At 60.4% G+C, this 23601-nt stretch carries 25 protein-coding genes and 1 pseudogene; 18 read left to right on the top strand and 8 right to left on the bottom strand.

Translation table 11 applies throughout. The annotated features are described in order from the left end of the window. The first annotated feature begins 50 nt into the window (after positions 1–50). The 6 genes from rhaS (at position 51) to CCGE531_RS20765 (ending at position 6487) form a co-directional block, all read left to right on the top strand. Positions 51–1046: a rhamnose ABC transporter substrate-binding protein gene (gene rhaS / locus CCGE531_RS20790; protein WP_120667392.1), complete on the top strand. Its 996-nt coding sequence runs from the start codon at positions 51–53 to the stop codon at positions 1044–1046. Positions 1047–1119: 73 nt separating this feature from the next. Then, the gene (locus tag CCGE531_RS20785; protein ID WP_120669258.1) at positions 1120–2655 is read left to right on the top strand and encodes a sugar ABC transporter ATP-binding protein; all 1536 of its coding nucleotides are present in this window, start codon (positions 1120–1122) and stop codon (positions 2653–2655) included. Positions 2656–2767: 112 nt separating this feature from the next. Further along, positions 2768–3772 carry an ABC transporter permease gene (locus tag CCGE531_RS20780; RefSeq protein WP_120667390.1) on the top strand — a complete coding sequence of 335 codons (1005 nt, stop codon included), beginning with the start codon at positions 2768–2770 and terminating at the stop codon, positions 3770–3772. After that, positions 3769–4785 carry an ABC transporter permease gene (locus CCGE531_RS20775; RefSeq protein ID WP_120667388.1) on the top strand — a complete coding sequence of 339 codons (1017 nt, stop codon included), beginning with the start codon at positions 3769–3771 and terminating at the stop codon, positions 4783–4785. Before CCGE531_RS20780 ends, CCGE531_RS20775 begins: the two co-directional genes overlap by 4 nt. Beyond that, entirely contained in the window at positions 4782–5108 is a 327-nt protein-coding gene (gene rhaM, locus CCGE531_RS20770; RefSeq protein ID WP_120667386.1) for an L-rhamnose mutarotase, read from the top strand. The genes CCGE531_RS20775 and rhaM overlap by 4 nt, the downstream gene beginning before the upstream one ends. Further along, complete coding sequence (locus CCGE531_RS20765; RefSeq protein ID WP_120667385.1) at positions 5105–6487, top strand: FGGY-family carbohydrate kinase; 1383 nt, start codon at positions 5105–5107, stop codon at positions 6485–6487. The genes rhaM and CCGE531_RS20765 overlap by 4 nt, the downstream gene beginning before the upstream one ends. Here CCGE531_RS20765 and CCGE531_RS20760 read toward each other — a convergent pair. Continuing rightward, positions 6484–7308: an aminoglycoside phosphotransferase family protein gene (locus CCGE531_RS20760; protein WP_120667383.1), complete on the bottom strand. Its 825-nt coding sequence runs from the start codon at positions 7306–7308 to the stop codon at positions 6484–6486. The genes CCGE531_RS20765 and CCGE531_RS20760 overlap by 4 nt on opposite strands. Beyond that, on the bottom strand, positions 7305–7676 hold the full coding sequence (locus tag CCGE531_RS34325; RefSeq protein WP_162943966.1) for a hypothetical protein: 372 nt from the start codon (positions 7674–7676) through the stop codon (positions 7305–7307). Before CCGE531_RS34325 ends, CCGE531_RS20760 begins: the two co-directional genes overlap by 4 nt. A gap of 34 nt (positions 7677–7710) precedes the next feature. Between CCGE531_RS34325 and CCGE531_RS20755 the strand changes: the two genes are divergently transcribed. Further along, entirely contained in the window at positions 7711–8817 is a 1107-nt protein-coding gene (locus CCGE531_RS20755; protein ID WP_120667381.1) for a branched-chain amino acid ABC transporter substrate-binding protein, read from the top strand. A 54-nt stretch (positions 8818–8871) separates the two neighbouring features. Here CCGE531_RS20755 and CCGE531_RS20750 read toward each other — a convergent pair whose 3' ends face one another. The 4 genes from CCGE531_RS20750 to CCGE531_RS20735 all read right to left on the bottom strand — a co-directional run bounded on the left by CCGE531_RS20750 (position 8872) and on the right by CCGE531_RS20735 (position 13019). Further along, positions 8872–9705 (bottom strand): sugar phosphate isomerase/epimerase family protein, encoded by an 834-nt coding sequence (locus CCGE531_RS20750; protein ID WP_120667379.1) that lies wholly within the window; start codon positions 9703–9705, stop codon positions 8872–8874. Between the two features lie 19 nt (positions 9706–9724). After that, on the bottom strand, positions 9725–10900 hold the full coding sequence (locus tag CCGE531_RS20745; protein ID WP_120667377.1) for a dihydrodipicolinate synthase family protein: 1176 nt from the start codon (positions 10898–10900) through the stop codon (positions 9725–9727). A gap of 12 nt (positions 10901–10912) precedes the next feature. After that, a complete protein-coding gene (locus CCGE531_RS20740; protein ID WP_120667375.1) occupies positions 10913–12070 on the bottom strand; it encodes a Gfo/Idh/MocA family oxidoreductase in 1158 nt (385 codons plus the stop codon). 241 nt (positions 12071–12311) lie between these two features. Beyond that, complete coding sequence (locus tag CCGE531_RS20735) at positions 12312–13019, bottom strand: TetR/AcrR family transcriptional regulator (RefSeq protein ID WP_120669256.1); 708 nt, start codon at positions 13017–13019, stop codon at positions 12312–12314. 290 nt (positions 13020–13309) lie between these two features. On the opposite strand from CCGE531_RS20735, the gene CCGE531_RS20730 reads away from it, so the two are divergent. Then, complete coding sequence (locus CCGE531_RS20730) at positions 13310–14521, top strand: TIGR03862 family flavoprotein (protein WP_120667373.1); 1212 nt, start codon at positions 13310–13312, stop codon at positions 14519–14521. Positions 14522–14761: 240 nt separating this feature from the next. On the opposite strand, the gene CCGE531_RS20725 is transcribed toward CCGE531_RS20730, so the two are convergent. After that, the gene (locus tag CCGE531_RS20725; RefSeq protein ID WP_120669254.1) at positions 14762–14953 is read right to left on the bottom strand and encodes a hypothetical protein; all 192 of its coding nucleotides are present in this window, start codon (positions 14951–14953) and stop codon (positions 14762–14764) included. A 241-nt stretch (positions 14954–15194) separates the two neighbouring features. Between CCGE531_RS20725 and CCGE531_RS20720 the strand changes: the two genes are divergently transcribed. The 4 genes and pseudogenes from CCGE531_RS20720 to CCGE531_RS20705 form a co-directional block, all read left to right on the top strand. Then, complete coding sequence (locus CCGE531_RS20720; protein ID WP_120669252.1) at positions 15195–15461, top strand: helix-turn-helix transcriptional regulator; 267 nt, start codon at positions 15195–15197, stop codon at positions 15459–15461. A gap of 186 nt (positions 15462–15647) precedes the next feature. Next, positions 15648–16028 carry a type II toxin-antitoxin system RelE/ParE family toxin gene (locus tag CCGE531_RS20715; protein WP_120669250.1) on the top strand — a complete coding sequence of 127 codons (381 nt, stop codon included), beginning with the start codon at positions 15648–15650 and terminating at the stop codon, positions 16026–16028. Next, a complete protein-coding gene (locus tag CCGE531_RS20710) occupies positions 16012–16335 on the top strand; it encodes a DNA-binding transcriptional regulator (protein ID WP_120667371.1) in 324 nt (107 codons plus the stop codon). The genes CCGE531_RS20715 and CCGE531_RS20710 overlap by 17 nt, the downstream gene beginning before the upstream one ends. A 179-nt stretch (positions 16336–16514) precedes the next feature. Continuing rightward, positions 16515–17044, top strand: a pseudogene (locus CCGE531_RS20705) (recombinase family protein); the annotation flags it as partial. Positions 17045–17297: 253 nt separating this feature from the next. Here CCGE531_RS20705 and CCGE531_RS20700 read toward each other — a convergent pair. Continuing rightward, on the bottom strand, positions 17298–18254 hold the full coding sequence (locus CCGE531_RS20700; protein WP_120667369.1) for a GlxA family transcriptional regulator: 957 nt from the start codon (positions 18252–18254) through the stop codon (positions 17298–17300). 401 nt (positions 18255–18655) lie between these two features. Here CCGE531_RS20700 and CCGE531_RS20695 point away from each other — a divergent pair, with 401 nt between their 5' ends. The 6 genes from CCGE531_RS20695 (at position 18656) to CCGE531_RS20670 (ending at position 23567) form a co-directional block, all read left to right on the top strand. After that, positions 18656–19528, top strand: a complete 873-nt coding sequence (locus CCGE531_RS20695; RefSeq protein WP_120667367.1) for an alpha/beta hydrolase — start codon at positions 18656–18658, stop codon at positions 19526–19528. Beyond that, positions 19525–19980 (top strand): hypothetical protein, encoded by a 456-nt coding sequence (locus tag CCGE531_RS20690; RefSeq protein ID WP_120667366.1) that lies wholly within the window; start codon positions 19525–19527, stop codon positions 19978–19980. Before CCGE531_RS20695 ends, CCGE531_RS20690 begins: the two co-directional genes overlap by 4 nt. A 42-nt stretch (positions 19981–20022) precedes the next feature. After that, positions 20023–20397 carry a hypothetical protein gene (locus tag CCGE531_RS20685; RefSeq protein ID WP_120667364.1) on the top strand — a complete coding sequence of 125 codons (375 nt, stop codon included), beginning with the start codon at positions 20023–20025 and terminating at the stop codon, positions 20395–20397. Positions 20398–20576: 179 nt separating this feature from the next. Further along, on the top strand, positions 20577–21587 hold the full coding sequence (locus CCGE531_RS20680; RefSeq protein WP_120667362.1) for a nitrilase-related carbon-nitrogen hydrolase: 1011 nt from the start codon (positions 20577–20579) through the stop codon (positions 21585–21587). Positions 21588–21721: 134 nt separating this feature from the next. Next, on the top strand, positions 21722–22543 hold the full coding sequence (locus tag CCGE531_RS20675) for an alpha/beta hydrolase (protein WP_120669248.1): 822 nt from the start codon (positions 21722–21724) through the stop codon (positions 22541–22543). An 85-nt stretch (positions 22544–22628) separates the two neighbouring features. Continuing rightward, a complete protein-coding gene (locus CCGE531_RS20670) occupies positions 22629–23567 on the top strand; it encodes an NAD(P)H-binding protein (RefSeq protein ID WP_120667360.1) in 939 nt (312 codons plus the stop codon). Positions 23568–23601 lie beyond the last annotated feature (34 nt).

Below are 23601 nucleotides of genomic sequence, written 5' to 3'. Positions count from 1 at the left end.
CGCGGCGCAGGCGGGGTGAGCATGGCCTATCAACTTTGGGAGGAAGAGACATGAATATAGCAAGGAAACTGGCGATCGGCGTCGCGCTCGCCGCGACACTGATGGCAGGCACGGCAAGTGCGAAGGACATCAAGATCGGTCTCGTGGTGAAGTCGCTGGGCAACGGCTTCTTCGAAGCCGCCAACAAGGGCGCCCAGGAAGCGGCAAAGGATCTCGGCGGCGTGCAGGTGATCTACACCGGCCCGACCTCGACCACGGCCGAAGGCCAGATCGAAGTGATCAACTCGCTGATCGCGCAGGGCGTCGATGCCATCGCGATTTCGGCGAACGATCCCGATGCAGTCGTCCCGGCTCTCAAGAAGGCGACGCAGCGCGGCATCAAGGTGATCTCCTGGGATTCCGGTGTCGCAAAGGCCGGCCGCATCCTGCAGCTGAACCCCTCCTCCAACGAGCTGATCGGCAAGATGTGCCTGACGCTCGCCAAGGATCATCTCGACGGCGGCAAGGGCAACTTCGCCATCCTGTCGGCAACCACCACGTCTACGAACCAGAACATCTGGATCGGCGAGATGAAGAAGCAGCTCAAGGATTTCCCGGGCCTCAATCTCGTCACGACCGTCTATGGCGACGACCTCTCGGACAAGAGCTATCGTGAAGCACAGGGCCTCCTGACCTCGCATCCGGAAGTCAAGGTCATCGTCGCCCCGACGACCGTCGGCGTGCTTGCCGCTTCGCAGGCCGTCAAGGATGCCGGCAAGATCGGCCAGGTCTATGTCACCGGTCTCGGCCTGCCGTCCGAAATGGCCGGCGCCATCAAGTCGGGCGCGACGAAGGAATTCGCGATCTGGAACCCGATCGATCTCGGCTACTCCGCAACACAGATCGCCTATCGCCTCGTCAAGGGCGAGACCGACGGCAAGCCGGGCAGCGAGATCAATGCCGGCCGCATGGGCAAGATCAAGGTCGGCGAAACCGGCGAGGCCGCCATGGCCGATCCGTTCGTCTACAACGCTTCGAACATCGATCAGTTCTCCAAGGTTTTCTGATCGATACCAGCATTCGCAGCTCTCCGGCGGCATCAGCCGCCGGACCTGGTTTCACTATTCCGGTATATTGCTGATGACCACAGTCCTTCAACGATCCCTAGCGGACGCACCAGCCGCGAACAATCAGGCCATTCTGGAAATGCGCGGCATTTCCCAGATCTTTCCGGGCGTCAAGGCGCTGGATGGCGTCAGCATTTCGCTTTATCCCGGCAAGGTGACCGCCCTTATCGGTGAAAACGGCGCGGGAAAATCGACCCTCGTCAAGATTCTCACAGGCATCTACCGTCCGAACGAGGGCGAAATCCTCGTCGACGGCAAGCCGGCGGCCTTCGCCCACGCGCAAGCCGCCATCGATGCCGGCGTTACGGCCATTCACCAGGAAACCGTTCTCTTCGACGAGCTGACCGTCGCCGAAAACATCTTTCTCGGCCATGCGCCGCGCACGTCCTGGCACACCATCGACTGGAAAGCGATGAACAGCCGGTCAAGCCAGCTCCTTGAATCGCTGGAAAGCGCGATCGATCCCGCAACCAGATTAAAAGACCTCTCCATTGCGCAGCGCCATCTTGTCGCGATCGCGCGCGCTTTGTCGATCGAGGCCCGCATCGTTATCATGGACGAGCCCACCGCCGCTCTGTCGCGCAAGGAGATCGACGATCTCTTCCGCATCGTCGAAGGATTGAAGGCAAAGGGCAAGGCGATCCTGTTCATCAGCCACAAATTCGACGAGCTCTATGAAATCGCTGATAATTTCGTCGTCTTCCGCGACGGCCGCGCCGTCGGCCATGGCGAGCTGAAGACGACGCCGCAGGACGAGATCGTCCGCATGATGGTCGGACGCGACGTCAAGGACGCTTTCCCGAAAGTGCCCGTCACCATCGGCGATACCGTTCTCGAGGTGGACAAATACTGTCACCGCACGGAATTCCGCGACATTTCCTTCAAGCTGCGGCGCGGTGAGATCCTCGGCGTCTACGGCCTGATCGGCGCCGGACGCTCCGAGCTTTGCCAATCGCTCTTCGGCATCACCAGGCCGCTTTCCGGGCGGTTGACGCTCGATGGTCGCGAAATCCATGTGCGCTCGCCGCAGGATGCTATTGCTGCTGGCATCGTCTATGTGCCGGAAGAGCGCGGCCGCCACGGTCTGGCGCTACCGATGCCGATCTATCAGAACATGTCGCTGCCATCGCTCGGGCGCACTTCGCGCAAAGGCTTCCTGAAGGCAGCCAATGAATTCGCCCTAGCCCGTAAATATGCCGAGCGGCTCGATCTGCGCGCCGCCGCCCTTTCCGTACCGGTCGGCACGCTTTCCGGCGGCAATCAGCAGAAGGTGGTCATCGGCAAGTGGCTGGCGACACAGCCGAAGATCATCATTCTGGACGAGCCCACCAAGGGGATCGACATCGGCTCCAAGGCAGCCGTCCACGGTTTCATCAGCGAACTGGCGGCCGAGGGCCTCAGCATCATCATGATCTCCTCCGAACTGCCCGAGATCCTCGGCATGTCGGATCGCGTGCTGGTCATGAAGGAAGGACTGTCCGCAGGCCTGTTCGAGCGCGAGGGGCTGACGCCGGAAACGTTGGTGCGCGCCGCCACGGGCAACGCATAGAGCGTCATGGCTTTTCTTCGATCAGCCAGAACGCTCTCTCTGTTTGTTTTTGCCGCATTTGTGCGGCGCCAGGTGAGGACACCTGGCTGCAAAATGCTTTAGGGAGGACGGGATGCCACGCATCCTCAAAAAGCGCGAAACACTGCTCGCCATCATCATCATCGTGATGATCGCTGGCTTCGCAACGCGTGCGGCCGGCTTTGCCGAGCCCGCCAATCTCGCCAATATCTTCAACGACACCTCGATCCTCATCATCCTGGCGCTTGCCCAGATGACGGTCATCCTGACGAAGTCGATCGATCTGTCCGTCGCGGCCAACCTGGCATTGACGGGCATGGCGGTTGCAATGCTGAACGCCGCCTATCCGGACATTCCGCTGATCGCGCTGGTCGTCACGGCGATCCTGATGGGGGCCTTTCTCGGCGCCATCAACGGCTATCTCGTCTGGGCTCTGGAAATCCCGCCGATCGTCGTCACCCTCGGAACGCTGACGATCTATCGCGGCATGGCCTTCGTGCTGTCGGGCGGCGCCTGGGTCAATGCGCATCAGTTCACGCCGATCTTCCTGAACGTGCCGCGCACGACGCTTCTCGGCCTGCCCGTGCTTGCCTGGATCGGCATCGCGATCGTGCTGATGATGTTTCTCGTGCTGCGCTATACACAGTTCGGCCGCTCCGCCTATGCCAGCGGCGGCAATCCGGTGGCGGCCGTCTATGCCGGCATCGACGTCGGCTGGACGCGGTTCCTCGCCTTCGTTCTGTCCGGCGCGCTTGCCGGGCTCAGCGGCTATCTCTGGGTGTCGCGCTACGCCGTCGCCTATGTCGATATCGCCAACGGCTTCGAGCTCGATAGCGTGGCAGCCTGCGTCATCGGCGGCATTTCGATTGCCGGCGGCGTCGGTTCGGTCGCTGGCGCCGTATTGGGCGCCCTGTTCCTCGGCGTCATCAAGAACGCTCTGCCGGTCATCGGCATCTCGCCGTTCACGCAGATGGCAATCTCCGGCACCGTCATCATCCTTGCCGTCGTCTTCAACGCCAGGCGCGAACGCAACCGCGGCCGCATCATCCTTAGGGATCAGGCCGCAAAGGACACCGCCAGCCAGGGAGCAAGCGCATGAGCAACGGTTCGCAAGCGGCGACGGCGGAAAAACGCGCCATTCCGGATCGCCTCGGCACGCCCTTCAAACGGATCATGGCGAGTTGGGAGACGCTGCTGCTTGGCGTCGCGGTCGCGATCTTCATCTTCAATTCGCTGGCCTCGCCCTATTTCCTCGATCCCTACAATCTCTCGGACGCGACGTTCAATTTCACCGAAAAGGCGATGATCGCGTTTGCCATGGCGCTGCTCGTCATCGCGGGCGAGATCGACCTTTCGGTCGCAGCCATCATCGCGCTCGCCTCGACCGCCATGGGCGCTACCGCCCAGCTTGGCGTCGGCACACCCGGCCTCGTCGCGATCGGCCTCGGTGTCGGCCTTGTCTGCGGGCTTTTCAACGGCTTCCTTGTTTCCGCGCTGAAGCTGCCGTCGATCGTCGTCACCATCGGTACGATGAGCCTGTTTCGCGGTATTTCCTATATCGTCCTTGGCGACCAGGCCTATGGCAACTATCCAGATAGCTTCGCCTATTTCGGCCAGGGCTATGTCGTCTGGGTCTTCTCGTTCGAGTTCGTGCTGTTCATCGTGCTGGCGATCGCCTTCGCGATCCTGCTGCATGCGACGAATTTCGGACGGCAGGTCTATACGATCGGCAACAATGATTTCGCCGCGCGCTTTTCCGGCATCCCGGTCGAGCGGGTCAAATTCATTCTGTTTCTCCTGACCGGCCTGATGAGCGGCATCGCAGCCATCTGCCTGACCTCGCGTCTCGGCTCCACGCGTCCCTCGATCGCGCTTGGCTGGGAGCTGGAGGTGGTGACCATGGTGGTGCTCGGCGGGGTATCGATCCTCGGCGGCTCGGGCACGATCGGCGGCGTCGTCATTGCCGCCTTCGTGATGGGCCTCGTCACCTTCGGCCTCGGCCTGCTCAACGTTCCCGGCATCGTCATGTCGATCTTCATCGGCCTTCTCCTCATCATCACCATTGCGCTGCCGATCGTCGCCAGGCGCATCAAGACCATGAGTTCCAAATGACATCAGCTCTCGAACGTCACGCCTTCAAGATGACGCTCAATCCCGGCATGGAAGCCGAATACAGGAAGCGCCATGACGAGATTTGGCCGGAACTCGTGGAACTGCTGCATCAGGCTGGGGTCAGCGATTATTCCATCCATCTCGATCGCGAGACGAACACGCTCTTCGGCGTGCTGACCCGGCCGAAGGATCATTCCATGGCGAGCCTGCCCGAGCACCATGTCATGAAAAAATGGTGGGCGCATATGGCCGATATCATGGTGACCAATCCCGATAATTCGCCCGTCCAGAGCGATCTCGTCGCGGTCTTCCATCTGCCATGAGCGACGCGACCGCCTACCGCCATATCGCCGTCATCGACATCGGCAAGACCAACACCAAGGTCGTCGTGCTCGACGCGGGGACGGGTGTGGAGATCGCCGCCGTCAAGACCGCAAATAGCGTTCTGAAGTCGGGGCCCTACCCGCACTACGATATCGAGGGACTGTGGGATTTCATCGTCTCGGCCCTCAAGGGCTTTGCCGGTACACCGGGATTCGATGCCATTTCGATCACCACGCACGGCGCCTCCGCTGTGCTGCTTTCAGACGATGGCAGCCTTGCCATGCCGGTCCTCGACTATGAGCACGGCTATCCCCAAGTCGTTCAGGACGCCTATGCGCAATTGCGGCCGGACTTCGCCGAGACGTTTTCGCCCGGGCTGTCGGTCGGGCTCAATGTCGGCGCGCAGATCCACTATCTGAAAAGCACCCTTCCCGCCGATTTTGCCCGCGTCGCCACGATCCTCACCTATCCGCAATATTGGGCATTCCGATTAACAGGCATCGCCGCCAACGAGGTGACGTCGCTCGGCTGCCACACCGATCTCTGGAACCCCACCACGCAAAGCTACTCGTCTCTGGTCGACACTCTTGGCATCCGCTCGCTGATGGCACCCGTGCGCTCGGCTTTCGATGCGCTCGGGCCGGTGCTGCCGGCACTTGCCTCGGAGATGCGCCTCACGAAGGTGGTGCCCGTCTATTGCGGCATTCATGACTCCAACGCCTCGCTGCTGCCGCATCTGGTGGAAAACGAAGCCCCCTTCGCGGTCGTCTCGACGGGGACATGGGTGATCAGCTTCGGCGTTGGCGGCGATCTGGAACATCTCGACCCCAAGCGCGATGCGCTCGCCAATGTCGACGCCTACGGCCGCGCCGTGCCATCAGCCCGTTTCATGGGCGGCCGCGAGTTCGAGATTCTCACCGCCGAAATCGGCACAGCATCGCCAGACGCCATCGAGGGCGCTCTTGAAAAGGTGATCGAGAACGGCCTGATGCTGCTGCCCAATGTGGTTGAGGGGTCTGGCCCTTTTCCGGGCAGGAAAATGCAATGGATCGGCGATGCGGCGGATCCCGCCGAACGGCTCGCGGCCGTCAGCCTTTACCTTGCGCTGATGACAGAAGCCTGCCTCGATCTGATCGGCGCCAAGGGGCCGATCTTCGTCGAGGGTCCGTTTGCGTTCAATCGCGCCTATCTCACCGCCTTGGCCGCGGTGACATCGAGCAATGTCGTCGCCTTGCCGGGTTCGACTGGGACAAGCCAGGGTGCCGCCCTTTTGACAGGCATTCGGCCAACTGCCGTCGCGGAAAATGCGCCGATCCGCGCCGATCTGCGGGGATTGCGCCGCTACCGGCAAGCCTGGCGTGATGCCTTGGCCGATTAAAGGCTCATCCCGCCCAATTCCGCCGCCGCTATGTCCGCGATCCGAAGAGTGGGTCGAACGTGCTCGACCTCGCCATCCTTGATCAGCCAGGCAGCCGAAAGGCCGGCCCAGGCAATTATCCACCGCAAGATACTTTGACGCTCAAGCCGTGCTGCTTCCGCGACAATATCGACCTGCCGCGCGAGGCGGCCGGGGGTGGTTGCGACTGAGTTGTTCGGGTTGCAGAAGAGATTGGCATAATCAAAGCCGCGTTCTCCCACGAGGCCCTTCGGATCGATGGCGAGCCAGCCCCGCTCCGCGAAGTCCAGAATATTGCCGTGATGAATGTCGCCGTGCAGGGTCACGACATCCCGCGGCTCCGACAGCAGAGCTCGGGCGGTCGCAGCGGTCCGCGCAAAGACACCACCTTCGCGGCAAGCCGCGGCTTCGAGCGAACGAAACCGATCGGCCAGCGGGATCAATTGCGGCAGGGATAGTCCACGAGGTGCATGAAGCCCGGCGACCGCCGCGCAGATGATGCGGCTTGCCTCATCATCTTGGCCATTCCTCGCCATGTCGGCGAGGGATTGGCTGCCTGTCGCTCGCTCGAGCAGAATGGCATCGTCCTTGTGCTCGAGGACACGCGCAGCGCCAACCCCATTCCACCAGACCATGAGCGCGGCGCCGGATTTTTCCTCCGGCGCGACGGCGATCTTCAGCATGGCCGGCTCGCCATCCCGGCGCACGGGAAAAAGCCGGCTGGAGTGCGTGATGATCGGCGTACCGTCCTCGATCAGCCGCCAGAGGTCAAAATAAGCCCTGGAATCGTGATCTTCGCTCATGCGGCATCCGGCTCCTCGGCAGACGTCACACGACAAGCGGCATCGCTACCGCAGCCTATGCGATTTAAAGGCGACAATTCCATTTTGGATCCACCCGTCATACGAGCCATATCACTTAGGCTTTGGCGGCGAAGATGCAACAACCATCCCTCGTCGAAATCTAACGAAAAATCGTCTAAATTGTCTTTGCGACGGTTATTTTCTTGCGGAATCGTCGCAATATTCCTACAGAAAATACCCATATGAGCGCTTTCGAGATCAAAAAAATGTCCGAAAGCACTCATCGGCTTGATATCAGCGCTGTCTTCTTGAAAAGAACGCCTCACGGCAGTTTGCGCGTCGAGACAGTCGATTGCGGGCGGGTTCAAAGGGCGCTGCCGCGCCTATCCAAGGAGAGCTAAAATGAGTCTGAAGACATTGACGGCCGCGACCTTCGTCGCTTCGCTGGCCTTCGCACCTCTCGCGCATGCGGACATCACCATCGGCCTCATCGCGCCGCTGACCGGCCCGGTCGCGGCCTATGGCGAACAGGTCAAGAATGGCGCGCAGACCGCCGTCGACGAAATCAACAAGAGCGGCGGCGTTCTCGGCCAGAAGCTCGTTCTGAAGCTCGGCGACGACGCCGGCGATCCGAAGCAGGGCGTCTCCGTCGCCAACGGCTTCGTCGGCGAAAGCATCCGCTTCGTCGTCGGCCCGGTCACATCGGGCGTTGCCATCCCGGTTTCGGACGCGCTCTCGGAAAACGGTATCCTCATGGTCACGCCGACCGCGACGGCTCCGAACCTGACCAATCGCGGCCTGACCAACATTCTGCGCACCTGCGGTCGTGACGACCAGCAGGCGACCGTTGCGGCCGAATATGTGGTGAAGAACTTCAAGGACAAGAAGATCGCCATCCTCAACGACAAGGGCGCCTACGGCAAGGGCCTGGCGGACGCCTTCAAGGCGACCCTCAACAAGGGTGGCGTTACCGAAACCGTCAACGATTCGCTGACCCCTGGCGAAAAGGATTACAGCGCCCTGACGACGAAGCTGAAGCAGGCAGGTGTCGAGGTGATCTACTTCGGCGGCTACCATCCTGAAGCCGGTCTGCTGGCCCGCCAGTTGCACGACATCGCCGTCAAGGCTCAGATCATCGGCGGCGACGGCCTGTCCAACACCGAATATTGGGCGATCGCCAACGATTCCGCCGCCGGCACGCTCTTCACCAATGCGTCCGACGCCCTGAAGAACCCGGCTTCGCAGAGCGCCGTTGCCGCCCTGAAGGCACGCAACATTCCGGCCGAAGCCTTCACGCTCAACGCCTATGCCGCCGTGGAAGTGCTGAAGGCCGGCATCGAGAAGGCTGGCAAGGCAGATGATGCCGAAGCCGTCGGCGCTGCGCTGAAGAAGGGCGAGGCCATCGACACCGCCATCGGCAAGGTCACTTATGGCGAAACCGGCGACCTGACCTCGCAGAGCTTCTCGCTCTACAAGTGGAAAGGCGGCAAGATCGTTTCGGCCGAATAAGCCGTTATATCAAAGCTTCGAAATATCGCCGGGCCACTTGCTGGCCCGGTTTTTTTATGGCCGCCAACAAACGGTGCGGAAACGCTCGATGCAGGTGGAAAGAACCTCTTCGCCGGGCCGCTTCCACCAATTATTCTCAGAGAAGATCTCGACTTCCTGCAGGCCGAAAAAGCCCGCCTTTTCGATCTCGGCGCGGATGCGTTTCAGGTCGATGACGCCGTCACCCATCATGCCGCGATCGAGCAGCAGGTCCGTGGTCGGCACCAGCCAATCGCAGATATGATGCGCCAGGATACGGCCGTCGGCGCCAGCGCGCGCGATTTGCTCATAGAGTTTCGGGTCCCACCAGACATGATAGACATCGATGGCGACACCGATGCCATCGCCCAGCAGATCGCAGATATCGAGCGCCTGCTCCAGCGTGTTCACGCAGGCGCGATCGGCCGCATACATCGGGTGCAGGGGCTCGATCGCCAGCGGAATCCCGGCACTGCGGGCATGCGGCAGGATCGCGGCAATGCCGTCCGCCACCATCTCGCGGGCGTGGACGATATCCTTCGATCCCTCCGGCAATCCACCGACGACAAGAACAAGGCAATCGGCATTCAGTGCCGCCGCTTCGTCGATCGCGCGCTTGTTGTCGTCGATCGCCGCCGCCCGGCCCTCGGCATCGCCGGCCGGAAACATGCCGCCGCGGCAAAGGCCGGTGACCTTGAGCCCGTTGTCGGCAACGATGCGGGCGGCTTCCGAAAGCCCGATCTTGTGCACCTGATCGCGCCAGGGCGCGATGGCGACGATATCCTGCTTCAGGCAGGCGTCGACCGCCTGGCGCATGTCATATTGCTGGCGCACCGTCGCCAGATTGATGGACAGACCCTCTACGGCCATGATGATCCTCCCCGATCCTCTAGTCGATGCCGGCCGTGGCAAGGATCGCCTTCATCCGGTAGACGGCCAGATCCGGATCGCGCAGCACCCGCGCCGTATCCGCCAGGCGGAACAGCTCCGAGAGATGCTGGATCGAACGGGCGCTCTGCTGTCCCCCGAGCATCTGGAAATGATCCTGGAAGCCGTTGAGATAAGCGAGGAAGACGACGCCGGTCTTGTAGAAGCGCGTCGGCGCCTTGAAGATATGGCGCGATAGCGGAACGGTCGGCGCCAGGATCGCATGAAAGGCGTCGAGGTCGTTCTGGGCAAGCTTTGCAAGGGCCGCGCTCGCGGCCGGCGCAACGGCATCGAAGATGCCGAGCAACGCATGCGAATAGCCTTGTTCGTCACCGGCGATGAGCTCGGCATAATTGAAGTCGTCGCCGGTATACATCTTGACCGATGGATCCAGCCGCCGGCGCATGCCGATTTCCTTTTCGGCCGAAAGCAGCGAAATCTTCACGCCATCGACCTTGGCCGCATTCTGGTTGATGATCGCGACCGCCGTCTCCATCGCCTGCATATCGTCGGCCGATCCCCAATAGCCCGAAAGCGCCGGATCGAACATCGAGCCGAGCCAATGGATGATGACGGGCTCCTTGACCTGCCCGAGGATGCGGTCGTAGACCCTTATATAATCGTCCGGGCTCTTGGCGGCTGCGGCGAGCGCCCGGCTCGCCATCAGAATGACGCGGCCCCCCTGCCCTTCGACATAGGCAATCTGCTCCTCGTAGGCGCGAATGACATCATCGAGCATGATATCGGGGCCGGGCTGCAGGTGATCGGTGCCGGCGCCATAGGCGATCACCGCATCCGGCCGCCCGCGAGCGGCCGACTGCGCGTGCGCAATCAGCTCTTTCGCGCCGGCCCAGTCCAGGCCCATGCCGCGCTGCGCGGTATCCATCGCTTCCGCCACGCCGAGGCCGAGACCCCAGAGATATTCGCGGAAGGCGATGGTGCGTTCCCAATCGATGTTTCGGTCGAGCCAGGGATCGTTGTCGGCAAGCGCGTCGACCACGACATGCGCGGCCGCATAGGCGACGCGATTGAAATGATGACCGCCTGCGGGCTTCACAGGCGCAATCAGAGGCTCGTTGGCGGGAGTGAAGGCGGCGATGGTGCCGTCCGCCATCGGCAAGCGAAGGCTTTTCGTCATCAGACCAGCCTCCTAGCGGGCCGAAAGCGAGGGCACGTCGATCCAACGACGCTCCGCCCAGCTCTTTTGCGCAAGCTCCGCCAGTTGCACGCCTTTGGCGCCTTCGCGAAGCGTGAATTTCCACGGCGCGTCCTCGGCGACGTGGCGCAGGAAATCCTCCCATTGCACCTTAAAGCCATTGTCGAAGGCCTGCGTGTCCGGCACTTCGTCCCAGGTGTCGAAGAAATCGATCGTCTGCGGCTGATCGGGATTCCAGACCGGCTTTGGCGTGTTGACGCGATGCTGCGTCCAGCAGCGCATCAGGCCGCAGACGGCGGAGCCATGCGTGCCGTCGACCTGGAAGGTGACGAGATCGTCACGCCGGACGCGGACCGCCCAGGAGGAGTTGATATGGGCGATGACGCCGCCTTCGAGCTCGAAAGTGGCATAGGCAGCATCGTCGGCATCGGCGGCATAGGTGTTGCCGTTCTCGTCGACGCGGCTCGGAATATGCGTCGCGCCAAGGCAGCTGACGGACTTCACCTCGCCGAACAGATTGTCGAGCACATAGCGCCAATGCGGCAGCATATCGAGGATCATGCCGCCGCCGTCTTGTCTACGGTAGTTCCAGGACGGACGCTGCGCCTTGACGCCCCAATCGCCCTCGAAGACCCAATAGCCGAATTCACCGCGCACCGACAAAATCTTGCCGAAGAAGCCGCTGTCGCGCAGCATGGCGATCTTGCGCAGGCCCGGCAGGAACAGCTTGTCCTGGACGACGCCGTTCTTGACACCGCGCCGCTCTGCCGAAGCAGCGACCGACAACGCCTCCTCGAGCGTCTCGGAGATCGGCTTTTCGCAGTAGACATGTTTGCCGGCGGCAATCGCCTTCTCGATAAGCTCGACGCGCATCTGCGTCGAACCCGCATCGAAGAAGATCGTATTATTGGGATCGGCAAGAGCGGCATCGAGATCGGTCGTGGTCTTCGACAGACCGTGCTTGCGGGCAACGGCCTCGATCTTTTCGGCATTGCGGCCGACGAGCACCGGCTCGGGCATCAGCCGGTCGCCGTTCGACAGCAGGACGCCGCCCTGTTCGCGGATCGCCAGGATGGAGCGTACGAGATGCTGGTTATAGCCCATGCGGCCGGTAATGCCGTGCATGATGATGCCAATCGGCTTCGTTGCCATGAGTTCTTCCTCCCGTAAATAACTATATGGTTACATAACTGGCATGAGGAAGCAACGCTGTCAACGGCCATCCTCAATGGCTGCGGCAACCGGGATCTATGACGATCGAGCTTGTCGAGATGGAGCGCTTAGAGCACGATGCCGAAAAGTATAAGCGGTTTTCGGACGACAGCGTGTTCTACCTGTTTGATTCCAGCGCAGATTCAGTTTTTAGGTCGGTTCGGCCTGAAATCATCCGGCGCTAGGGACGCAGATAGGCGAAAATGACGTCGACGATATGCTCGCCCCACGCATCGATTTCGGCCTTTTCGGAGAGGTTGCGGCGGAAGATCGTCGAGAGCGTCCAGCGGTTCGTCAGGAAGAACGAGCCGAGTGCCGCAATGCTCATATAGATTTTCACCGGATCGCAATCGCTACGGAAGACGCCGACTGCGGCACCTCGGTCGAGCAAGCCGGAGATTTCGGCGACGAGCGGGGAATGCAACTCGAAAATGCGCGCCGAGCGCTTCAGGAAGCGCGCCTTGTGCATGTTTTCCGTGCTGAGAATCCCGAGGAATTCGGGATGATCCAGAAAATACTGCCAGGTGAAGACGACGAGGTCCCGCATGCCGTCCTCGGGCGAACGATGCGTGAGATCGAGCCGCGCCTCCGCCGAGCGGATGGCGATATAGCTGCCCTCCAGAACGGCGACGTAGAGCGCATCCTTGCCGCCGAAATAATGATAAAGCATCCGTTTGTTGATCTTGGCGCGCTCGGCAATGGCATCGACGCGCGCGCCGCCATAGCCGCGCTCGGCAAATTCCTTGGTTGCGGCTGCGAGGATCGCCTTACTGGTGCGTTCCGCATCCCTGAGGCGAGGCCGTTCCGGAGCTGCGCGCGCGATCGTTTTTTCTGCATTCGCAAGGTCTGCGCTCTTTGTGCTGCGCTTCACGGTTTTGGCTTCCGACATCATGGCTCCCGGCGGCATTTCATAGGGCTTATGCGGCCTTTCCTCACGCCGATAAGTAACCGATCATTGCATAAGTTGACAGTCCCTGGCGAATCGAGGGCCATAGTAACCATATGGTTATATCGATTTAAATGTGGTTTTGGCGGCAAAAGCCGCCCGAAAACGCTAGGTTCGCGCTTTCGCCGGAGCCGGCCGGATCGGCGCCCGAAATAGGCAGGAAGGCCGCAACGAACTTGCTTTCGGACCCGGTCCGGCCCTAGAGAGCAATAGGCAAGCGGCAACGGACGACCATGACTGAAAAGCAAATCGCAATCATAGGCGGCGGACCGGCGGGGCTGATGGCGGCGGAGACCTTATCCCTGCTCGGTCATCGTATCACCGTCTACGACAGCATGCCGACGGTCGCGCGCAAGTTTCTGCTGGCGGGGAAATCCGGTCTCAACATCACCCATTCGGAAGATTATCATCTTTTTGCCGACCGCTTCGGCGCAGCTTCCGTCCGATTGCGAGCCGCACTTGATGAATTCGGCCCCAATGACGTCAGGGCCTGGGCTGAAGGATTGGGAACGGAAACCTTCGTCGGCTCTTCCGGGCGGGTCTTCCCGAAAGTCATGAAGGCATCCCCGCTCCTGCGCGCCTGGCTAGCGAGGTTGGAGGCGCGAGGCGTCAGCATCCTGATGCGGCATCGCTGGTGCGGTTTCGAGAATGACTGCCTGCTGTTCGAGACGCCGCGGGGACGAGAGGCTGTCCGGCATGACGCCGTTCTGCTGGCGCTCGGCGGTGCAAGCTATGCCCGGCTGGGTTCGGACACGGCGTGGGTGAGCTGGCTTCGCGACAAGGGAATCGATATCGCCGCCTTCCAGCCGGCCAATTGCGGTTTCGACGTGACCTGGAGCGCGCCGTTCAGCGAACGCTTTGCCGGCGAACCCCTCAAGGCCGTCACGGCGATATCGGAGGCCGGAACCGTCCCCGGCGAATTCGTCATTTCGAAAACCGGGATCGAGGGCAGCCTCGTCTATGCGCATGCCGCCTCGCTACGCGATCGTTTGACAAGAAAGGGTGACGCATCGCTCATTGTCGATCTGGCACCCGGCCGAAACGAGGAGCGCCTGGCGCGTGATCTGGCACGACAGGATCCCAAAGCCAGTTTCACCAACCGGCTGCGCAAGGGCGCCGGCATCGAAGACGTCAAGGCGGGCCTGCTGCGCGAGCTTGCCGATCCGGCGGCACTCTCTCATCCGGAAAGACTTGCACACCTGATCAAGGCCCTGCCGATTCCACTGCTGAGACCAAGGCCGATCGCAGAGGCCATTTCGTCGGCCGGCGGCATCCGATGGGATGGGATCGACAAGGGATACATGCTGAAAAAGCTCCCCGGCATGTTCGTTGCCGGCGAGATGATCGATTGGGAAGCGCCGACGGGAGGCTACCTCCTGACAGCCTGCTTTGCGACCGGGCGTGCGGCGGCCAAGGGCATGGATTCCTGGCTTAAGGGCGTTTGATGCCGAGTCTAATTTTGTCGTTGAACTGGCAGATGGGCGACGGGTCTTTGCGCCGGAAGGCAGCGATCCGGATGCGGTTCGCGCGCATGTGATGATGCGTTTGTCGCTGACTATCTTAATAAATCGGCGTGATCGGCTCGAAGATACAAAAGAATAAATCAGCTGCATAGGTAAACTGTGTTGATGTGCGACGTCCACAAAATGTCCGGCGAACAAGAATGGCAGCTGGCGTCCCGATCTCTAAGCCCAGCCAACATGCTCTCGCTCGGTTAGTTTGAGAAACAGCGCAAACCAAAATTGGTATTCTGGATCGCCACGATCGCCCCAACTCTCAAGCGCACAATAGGCAACGGACGTGGTTCCATCTTCGCCATGTCGGCCGATTGCCGCCTCGATCGCCTCAGCTTCGGTTAGGATATCCCAGTCCTCGATAACGACGTAGGTCGTGCTCATGTCCGTTTCCTCATGGAGTGTTGATCGTCGTGTAACTGGACAATCTCTCTTGCTATGCCTTCTTGTCGTCAACCGGGAGCTTGACCAACATGTCTCGATACCCTTGTCATTCATTAACAGCATTCGCGCATTCAAGAGCTCCTGCACTCACAGCCGAATGCGATTAATAAGGGACTATCAGTCCGTCGATTGTCAAGCCGTTAATATGCATTTTTGCGTAATGGATGTTCGGCAGACCATAGGTTGGAATCTAAAGCGACTTCGGGTTGCTAAAGGCCTGTCACAGGAGCGGCTGGCGTTCGAGGCTGAAATCGACCGATCTTATGTTGGGCGTGTTGAAAGAGGCACGGAAAACGTTACCGTGGCGACCCTTGAGGCTTTGGCGAAAGTTTTGTCCGTAAATGTTTCCGAACTGTTCGCGGAAATTGATCCCAAGAGCGCGAAATCACCGGGCCTTCGCTCAGGTCGCAAGCAAAAGGCACCCTAACGTGGGAGTGGCCAAGCGGTTTTCCGCACGATTCTGCCGGCCAAATTACATCCGCACGATGCCGGATCTTCTGCATTTGGAAAACGGTTCTCTCAGGTTGTCCCATTGGGCAGTTTCCGTATTTTCCGCAGAGATCGCATTTCCGCACGTCTTGATTTCGATAGCACTCAGTGCTACATCTCCCGCATGACCGATAAGGATGAAACCATGCGGACATTCAAAACCGCCTGGTTTTCCAAGGCGGCGCGTAAAGCGCGCATATCAGACAGCGAGCTTTGTGAAGCGATTCAAGAAGTGATGAAGGGTCAAGCCGACGACTTGGGCGGCGGAGTTTTCAAGAAGCGCCTGAATAAGAACAGGCACCGGAGCATTATTCTCGCAAAAGGTGGGCGCCACTGGATTTACGAATATCTGTTCGCAAAGAAAGATCGCGCCAACATCGAGGACAATGAACTGGAGGACTTCCGAACGCTCGCAAAAAGTTATGCCGCACTCGATGATGAGCAGATCGTGCAGCTCCTTGCGGAAAAAGATCTTACGGAGATTTACCATGGCAACAAAAAATAGGTTCAAGAGCGATATTTCTGAGGCGATCCACTCGTCCGCGGCTATGCTCCACAAGGTCGGCGCGCTCGACAAGGCGACGATGCGCGATTTCGATGCTCGTCACCTGGCCGTTCCAGCAGAGATCGAGCCTGCTCAGATCAAACAGCTCCGCGAAGCCAACAATGTCAGCCAACCCGTATTCGCCCGCTATCTCAATACGAGCGAAAGCACGGTGGAAAAATGGGAGACCGGCGCCAAGCGGCCGAGTGGCATGGCGCTCAAGCTCCTAACCATTGTCCAAAAGCACGGTCTACGGATACTCGCCTAATCCTAAATCCCGCCTGAGTCTTATGGCGCATTTGGAGGTTGAAACTTCCAAACTGGCTTGAGAGGTCGAAACGAGTTCGTAGTTGATATGTCGATATTTTGCGATTTCATCGACATGTTTCTCCAAAGTGTCGATCGCGGCGACATATCGCATCGTGCCACGAGCCAAGCACTGCTGATATGAGAGAACCTAAAGGCAGCCTGATCGGCTATGCGCGCGTCTCAACGGACGAGCAGGCGACGGTGGCGCAGGAGATTGAATGCGCTCGGCCGGATGCGATATCGTCGTCCATGAGCACGGCTCCGGTGCTTCGCGAGCGCACCCTACCCTTTCCAAATTGCTTCGTGAGATTAGCGCCGGCGATACTCTCGTCGTGTTTCGTCTCGATCGCCTGGCACGTTCGGTCAGTCATCTTCTCGAAATAATTGACGATCTGGCCGCCAAAGGAGCACATTTTCGATCGGTGCGAGGTCCAATCGACACCGCGACGCCGCAGGGCATGTTTTCGCTCCAGGTACTTGGCGCGGTCGCGCAGCTTGAGCGCGCGCTCATTTCGGAACGAACCAACGCTGGCATCAAAGCGGCGAAGGCAAAAGGACGTCTGCCAGGCAACCCAGGTTTGCGCGCGAAGAAGCCGGAAGCGCTCGCAAAGATGAACGCGGTTCAAAGGGCAGCGTACGGTGATCGCATTCAGTCTACCGCCAATCAAGGGGCGTTTGCGGGAGGGCGCAACCATCAGAACTTGCGGACACAAAAAGCCGTCCGGTTAGGGCGGCTGATGTGCGCGATTTGGCACCGCAAATTTGAGATGTTTGCGGGGGCACGCAACACCCGATTCTTGCGATTGGTCGAGCGGTCAATTCCCAAGCTCGCGGCTTAACGGGGTTGCCAGCAGCGCAGCCTGGAAGAAAATGCGCTTCACGGATGCCGATCCTGACAAAGGACCGTGGCTAGAACCAAAGTCAGGCAGCCGCGACCACCTCGCGGCGAGCGCTCCTGCGCAATACGTCCGCAGGCACGCCAAAGGTTCGTAGGAACGCACGGCGCATGCGTTCGCGATCCGCAAAGCCCGTCTCCTGCGCCACGACGTTAACCGTGTGCCGCCCCTCTTCAATCATAAACCTGGCCGCCTCCAGCCGAAGTCGCTCCACGGCCTTTGCCGGTGACTGGCCGATTTCGGCCAGAAAGGCGCGACTGAACTGGCGGGGACTCAGGTTGGCGACGGCTGCGAGCTCTTCGATCGTGAGCGGGTTCCGCAGATTTTGACGGATGTGCGCTAGGACCAATTCGATGCGGTCGGACTTCGGCGTCATATCAAGGAGCGCGGAGTGCTGTTTTTGTCCGCCCATCCGACGCTGGTTCATGACCAGAAGCCTGGCGACCATTTTTGCAGCTTCGGGACCAAGATCATTATCGATCAACGCCAGAACCAGATCGATCCCTGCGGTCATTCCCGCCGACGTCCAGACTGGGCCGTCATTGATGAAGATCCGGTCCTCCTCGGCCCTGACGTTCGGAAATCGAACTCTGAAGCTCGCCGCGTGGGCCCAGTGCATCGTCGCACGTCGACCATCCAGAAGGCCTGCTTCAGCCAGCACAAACGCGCCGCTACAGATCGAGGCGATCCGCCGCGACGCCTTGGCGGCTTCCTGCACGAACGCGATCATGGTCGCATTGGAGCGAGGCATGTCCATCTCGGTGATAGAACCCACGATGACAGTGTCGAAGGCGGGATCTCCGAACGCCTCGGTTTCCAGCATCATTCCTGAGGACGACCGAACAGGACCGCCATGTTCTGACAGCAAATGGATATCGTAGCGCTGGTCGGCCGGGGGCAGGTTCACGATCTCGAACGCCGTCAGCGCCGCAAGGCTCATCAACTGAAATTTCTGCGGCACAATGAACCCAACCCGATGCATATCTACTCCTCGCGTCTGGAATTCATACACTACCCTAAATTAATGCCATCCACGAGCTTAGTTCCGAAATAGCCGCTCGATGTCGGCACGGGGCAAGCTACGCACGCCCGGACCGACCGATGTCACGAATGGTGGCAAGAACGACCTACGCCGGAAACCCGAGAGGCGGTAGAGTACAAACAACAAACCGCCATGACCGGCCTGGCTCAGTTATCGCGCATTCCCTGGGCTGCGGCTGAGAAGAACGTTCTCGGTCGTCATCAACTCGAGTCCTGTGGCCGCCCTGGCCAATACTCGCAGATACGAATTTTCGAAGAATTCGCCAGAGGCGGATCCTCTCGCAGCATGGCCGACAAACACGCGCCGACCTCAGCGCTTCCATGGGGAAGATAGGATGATGCATGTCTTCTGATCCCGGTGAGTTCTCCGAGCATCGCATTCCGCAAGGTGACGGAAGCCTCTATGCCCGAGATTATGCGGGCACTGGCCCAGCCTTCGTGCTGATGCACGGCTTCCCCGACAATCTACACATCTGGGACGATCTGGTTCCGCATTTGGTCGCCAGCGGCCGGCGCGTCGTGACGTTCGATTTCCTGGGCTTCGGCGCCTCGGACAAGCCCGCCGGCGCTGTCTATAGCTTTAAGCAGCAACTGGGCGACCTTGAAGCAGTCGTCGGGGCGCTGGGCCTGGGAAAGATCGTTCCGGTGGCTCACGATTCCTCCGGGATGGCGACGCTCAACTACGCGCTCGTCCATCCGAAAGGCGTCGACTCCGCGATCATGCTCAATTCGGCCTATAGCGAAGACGCCACGGTTCTTTGGCCCGAAATGATCACGCTCTTTGCGACCCGAAGCATGCAGTCCCTGGCCATCGCGATCGCCCAGAGCCCCGAACAGTTTGGCTGGCTGCTGAAATGGCAGCAGAAGAAATTCCTGGATCCCCTGCCCGAGGCGCAAAAGCCGCATTTCAGCGCGTTCATCGGTCCGCTGATCAGCGACAACTTCATCGCCCAACCCGGCGCTGGTCCTGCCTTTGTGCAGTTGGCGGCGGAATTTTTCGATGAACGCGCCCGAAACGCCAAGCATCTGACCGCGCTCAAGACGCTCGATATTTCGATCAAGCTGATCTGGGGACAATACGACCCCTACTTCCCCGTCGCCATGGCCGAGCGGCGTCAATCTCAGCTCAAAAATGCGTCCCTCACCGTCATACCGGCGGGCCATTGGCTGCAGGCCGATGAGCCCGCGCAAGTAGCGAAGGCGATGCTGTCATGAGCCCGCGCGCGCTCGACAAGCTCACCGTTCGCGTACGCCGCTTGACCAAGCTCGCTCGCGCCGTTGGCCTCGTCACGGTACTGGCGGTGATCAGCCCGACCGCTTCGTTCGCTCAGGCGGCGCCACCATCATCGGGCCTTGACGTGCCGACCACTAAACTGCTGGCGATCGGCACCTTCACAGCCAAAGGCACGCCGGAACAGTGGAAGCCACTCCTTCCCGCCGAAGTGCGCGATACGGTCCGGCTCTATCTCGCTGGGAAAATCGACCAGTGGTACCTCAAGCAGGATCAGAGCGGCGTCGTGTTCATGATGAACGTCACCGACCCGAAAGAGGCTTTGGAGCTACTGGGCAAGTTTCATTTTGGCCAGGCTGGGCTGATGGAATTCCAGATCATTCCTCTCGGCCCGATCGCCCCGCTGCGTGTGCTTTTGACCGAGCCCGCGAAGTAATTCGCGGTTCCCCACACCCATTTAGCAAAAGGAAACAGCAAAATGCCTGACAATAAGAACCCGCGCGTTCATGCCGAGATACTGCCCGCGCTTGCCGGCGTCGTCGGTCCGACGACCAAGATCCTGGCGATCGGCTCGGTCACAGCCAAGGGTACGCCCGAGGCAATCGCGCCAGTCCTGCCGCACGAGGTCCGCGCAACGGTTCGCAATCATCTCGCCGGCAAGATCGAGCAGTGGTTCTTTCAGACCGAGGGCTATGGCGTCGTCTTTATCGTGAACGCCACCAGCACCGCAGGGGCGCACGAACTCCTGGAAAAACTTCCTCTGGGCGTGGCCGGCATGATGGAATTCGAGCTGATCGCTCTCGGGCCGCTCGCCCCGCTCGCCATGCTCATCGGTGAGCCGCCTCGCTCGTGATGTGATCCGCGGACCTCGTTGGGAGCTTGGCAGTGCTCCAGGCTCCATCGCGACCGCTTTCGTCGACTTCGGATTACTCCATGGCTAACCGATCTCGAAGCGCACTTCGGGTCCCGGCGGAGCCATGTCGCGGCGGAGCAACGACAACATCAATAACCCGCTGATAAGGACGCGCCACGATGCCAATTATCAAAGCCGCCGCCGCGCAGCTCAGCCCCGTTCTCTATAGTCGCGAGGGTACTGTCGGCAAGGTCGTCGAGAAGATCCTCGAGCTTGGGCGGCAAGGCGTCCAGTTCGCGACCTTCCCGGAAACCGTCGTTCCCTACTACCCCTATTTTTCCTTCGTCGAAGCGCCTTACCAGACGGGCGCGGAGCACTACAAATTGCTCGACCAGGCGGTGACCGTACCGTCGGATGCTACCCGCGCCATCGCCGAGGCTGCCAGGCAGGCCGGCGTGGTCGTGTCGATCGGCGTCAACGAGCGCGATGGCGGCACGATCTATAACGCGCAGCTCCTGTTCGATGCCGACGGCACGCTCATCCAGCACCGCCGCAAGATTTCCCCAACCTATCATGAGCGCATGGTCTGGGGTCAGGGCGATGGCTCGGGACTGCGCTGTGTTGACAGCGCCGTGGGACGCATCGGTCAACTGGCCTGCTGGGAGCACTACAACCCGCTCGCCCGCTACGCCTTGATGGCCGATGGCGAACAGATCCACTCGGCCATGTATCCAGGTTCATTCGCCGGCGACGGCTTCTCCGAACAAATCTCGGTCAATATCCGCCAGCACGCGCTGGAGGCCGGGTGTTTCGTGGTCTGTGCGACCGCCTGGCTGGACGCAGAGCAGCAAGCCCAGATCATGAAGGACACCGGCTGCTGCATCGAGCTGATCTCCAGCGGCGGCTTCACGGCGATCGTCTCTCCAGAGGGCGCATTGATCGGCGCGCCGCTGCGCTCGGGCGAAGGCGAGGTCATCGCCGATCTCGATTTCTGGGCCATCGACAAGCTCAAGCGCCTGATGGACTCGCGCGGTCACTGCAGCCGCCCCGAACTGCTCAGCCTCCTGATCGACCGTACGCCGAAGTCCCATGTCCATGAGCGCAACGCGCATCCAGCGCCGGAAGCCCTCCACCAGGCCGATCGGCTAGAAGAAATCGGGTCGCGCCCGGTACTGCCAGCAATCTCATGACATCACGCCGGCATCGCCGTCTCGCTGGCGGCGGTCTCGTCGCCGCGCTCAGCCTCCCGAAAGCGGCGCTTGCGGACGCGACGAAGGTCGCCAAGCCGCCAGCCCATCAACCTGCTCACAAAGGATCAAAGCTCGTGACAACCGCGACAATGAAAGACGGCGCGAAAATCTACTTCAAGGACTGGGGCACCGGTCCGGTCGTGACCTTCTCCCATGGCTGGCCGCTCACCGCAGATGCCTGGGACGCCCAGATGTTGTTCCTGGCGAGCCACGGCTATCGGGTCATCGCCTATGATCGCCGCAGCCATGGTCGATCAGACCAGACGTGGACCGGCAACGACATGGATACCTACGCCGACGATCTTGCAACGCTCCTCGATATGCTCGACGTCAAGGGTGCAACGATGATCGGCCATTCGACCGGCGGGGGTGAAGTCGCGCGCTACATCGGTCGCCATGGCACGTCCCGTGTATCGAAAGCGGTTTTGATTTCCGCTGTGCCTCCACACATGGTGCAGACGCCCACCAATCCCAACAGCGCGCCGATGAATGTTTTCGATGGCCTGCGCTCGAGCCTGGTTGTCGATCGGGCGGGGTTCTTCAAGGAACTGGCGATGCCGTTCTTCGGCTACAACCGTCCCAACGCAAAGGTTTCGCAGGGCCAGATCGACTCCTTCTGGCTTCAGGGCATGATGGGGAGCCTCCAAGGCGAGTATGACTGCATCAAGGCCTTCTCCGAGACCGATTTCACGGATGATCTCAAGAAGATGACGATCCCAACCCTGCTCCTGCAGGGCGATGATGATCAGATTGTGCCCATTGACATTGCCTCTCGGCGTTCGGTGAAGATCCTGCCAAACGCGAGCCTGAAGGAATATGCCGGCGCTCCGCATGGCATGTGCGTCACCCACGCTGACCAAGTGAACGCTGACCTATTGACCTTCCTCAAAGGATGACGGGGGGTAAAAGGAGTTGCTAATCGATCTGCGACGACAGGTGTCGCGGCGTGAACGTGCATATTCATTCTGAGCGAGGTGGAAGATGAACGAGGTAAAGTATGAACTTCCTATCCTCGTGACCGGCGCGGCTGGCCGGATTGGCTCCGTGGGGCGTATGGTCACGGAGTTACTTCTTGCTCGTGGGTTCCGGGTACGGGCGCAGGTGCGGGTGGACGACGAGCGAGCCGCCGTGCTGCGGGATCTGGGCGCCGACGTCATCGTTGGCGATCTGCTCGACCTTACGGCGGTACATCGGGCGATCCAGGGTTGCGAACGTCTCTGCTTCGCGATGTCGGTCTCACCGAGCTATCTCGAAGCCGCCGCCAACGTCGCAGTCGTTGCCAAGCACCATGGCGTGAAGGCGTTCGTCAATCTCTCCCAGATGACAGTCAAAGAGATGGATATCTTCACCACGACTGCGAGCCCGCAACAGAAGCAGCATTGGCTGGCGGAGCAGATACTATCTTGGTCCGGGTTGCCGGTGGTGGAAGTTCGACCAACAGCATTTATGGAGGGTCTATTCCTTCAGGCCGCCAAAGCCATCGCCAGCCAGGACAAGATCATGGCGCCCTTCGGAAAGGGCAAGAACTCGGCGATCGCCGCAGCCGACGTTGCTCGGGTGATCGCCGAGATCCTCAGTGATCCCACCGGGCACATCGGCAAGACGTACCATCTGACCGGCCCTGTTTCGCAGGACATGAACGCGATCGCACGCGAATTCTCGGCCGCGCTTGGCCGCATGATCTCCTACGTCGACGTCCCGCTGGAGGTTATGAAAGGGCAACTCGCCGCCTTCGGGATGCCGCCCCATGTCGTCTTGCACGTCGCGACGATGGCGCAGCTTCATCAGGATAACCGGTACGACCGGTTCAGTGCTGATGTCGAACGGCTGACCGGCGTGCCACCGATGAGCGTTGGAGAGTTCGTGCAGCAAAACGCACAAGCGTTCGCACCGGTCGCGCCTTCGAGCGCGGTTGAATAAGAGCAGTTTGAAACCGAAACGTCGGTGCTCGCAA

The organism is Rhizobium sp. CCGE531 (genome assembly GCF_003627795.1).
Lineage (GTDB): Bacteria > Pseudomonadota > Alphaproteobacteria > Rhizobiales > Rhizobiaceae > Rhizobium.
This window is presented reverse-complemented; position numbering and strand designations above follow the sequence as displayed.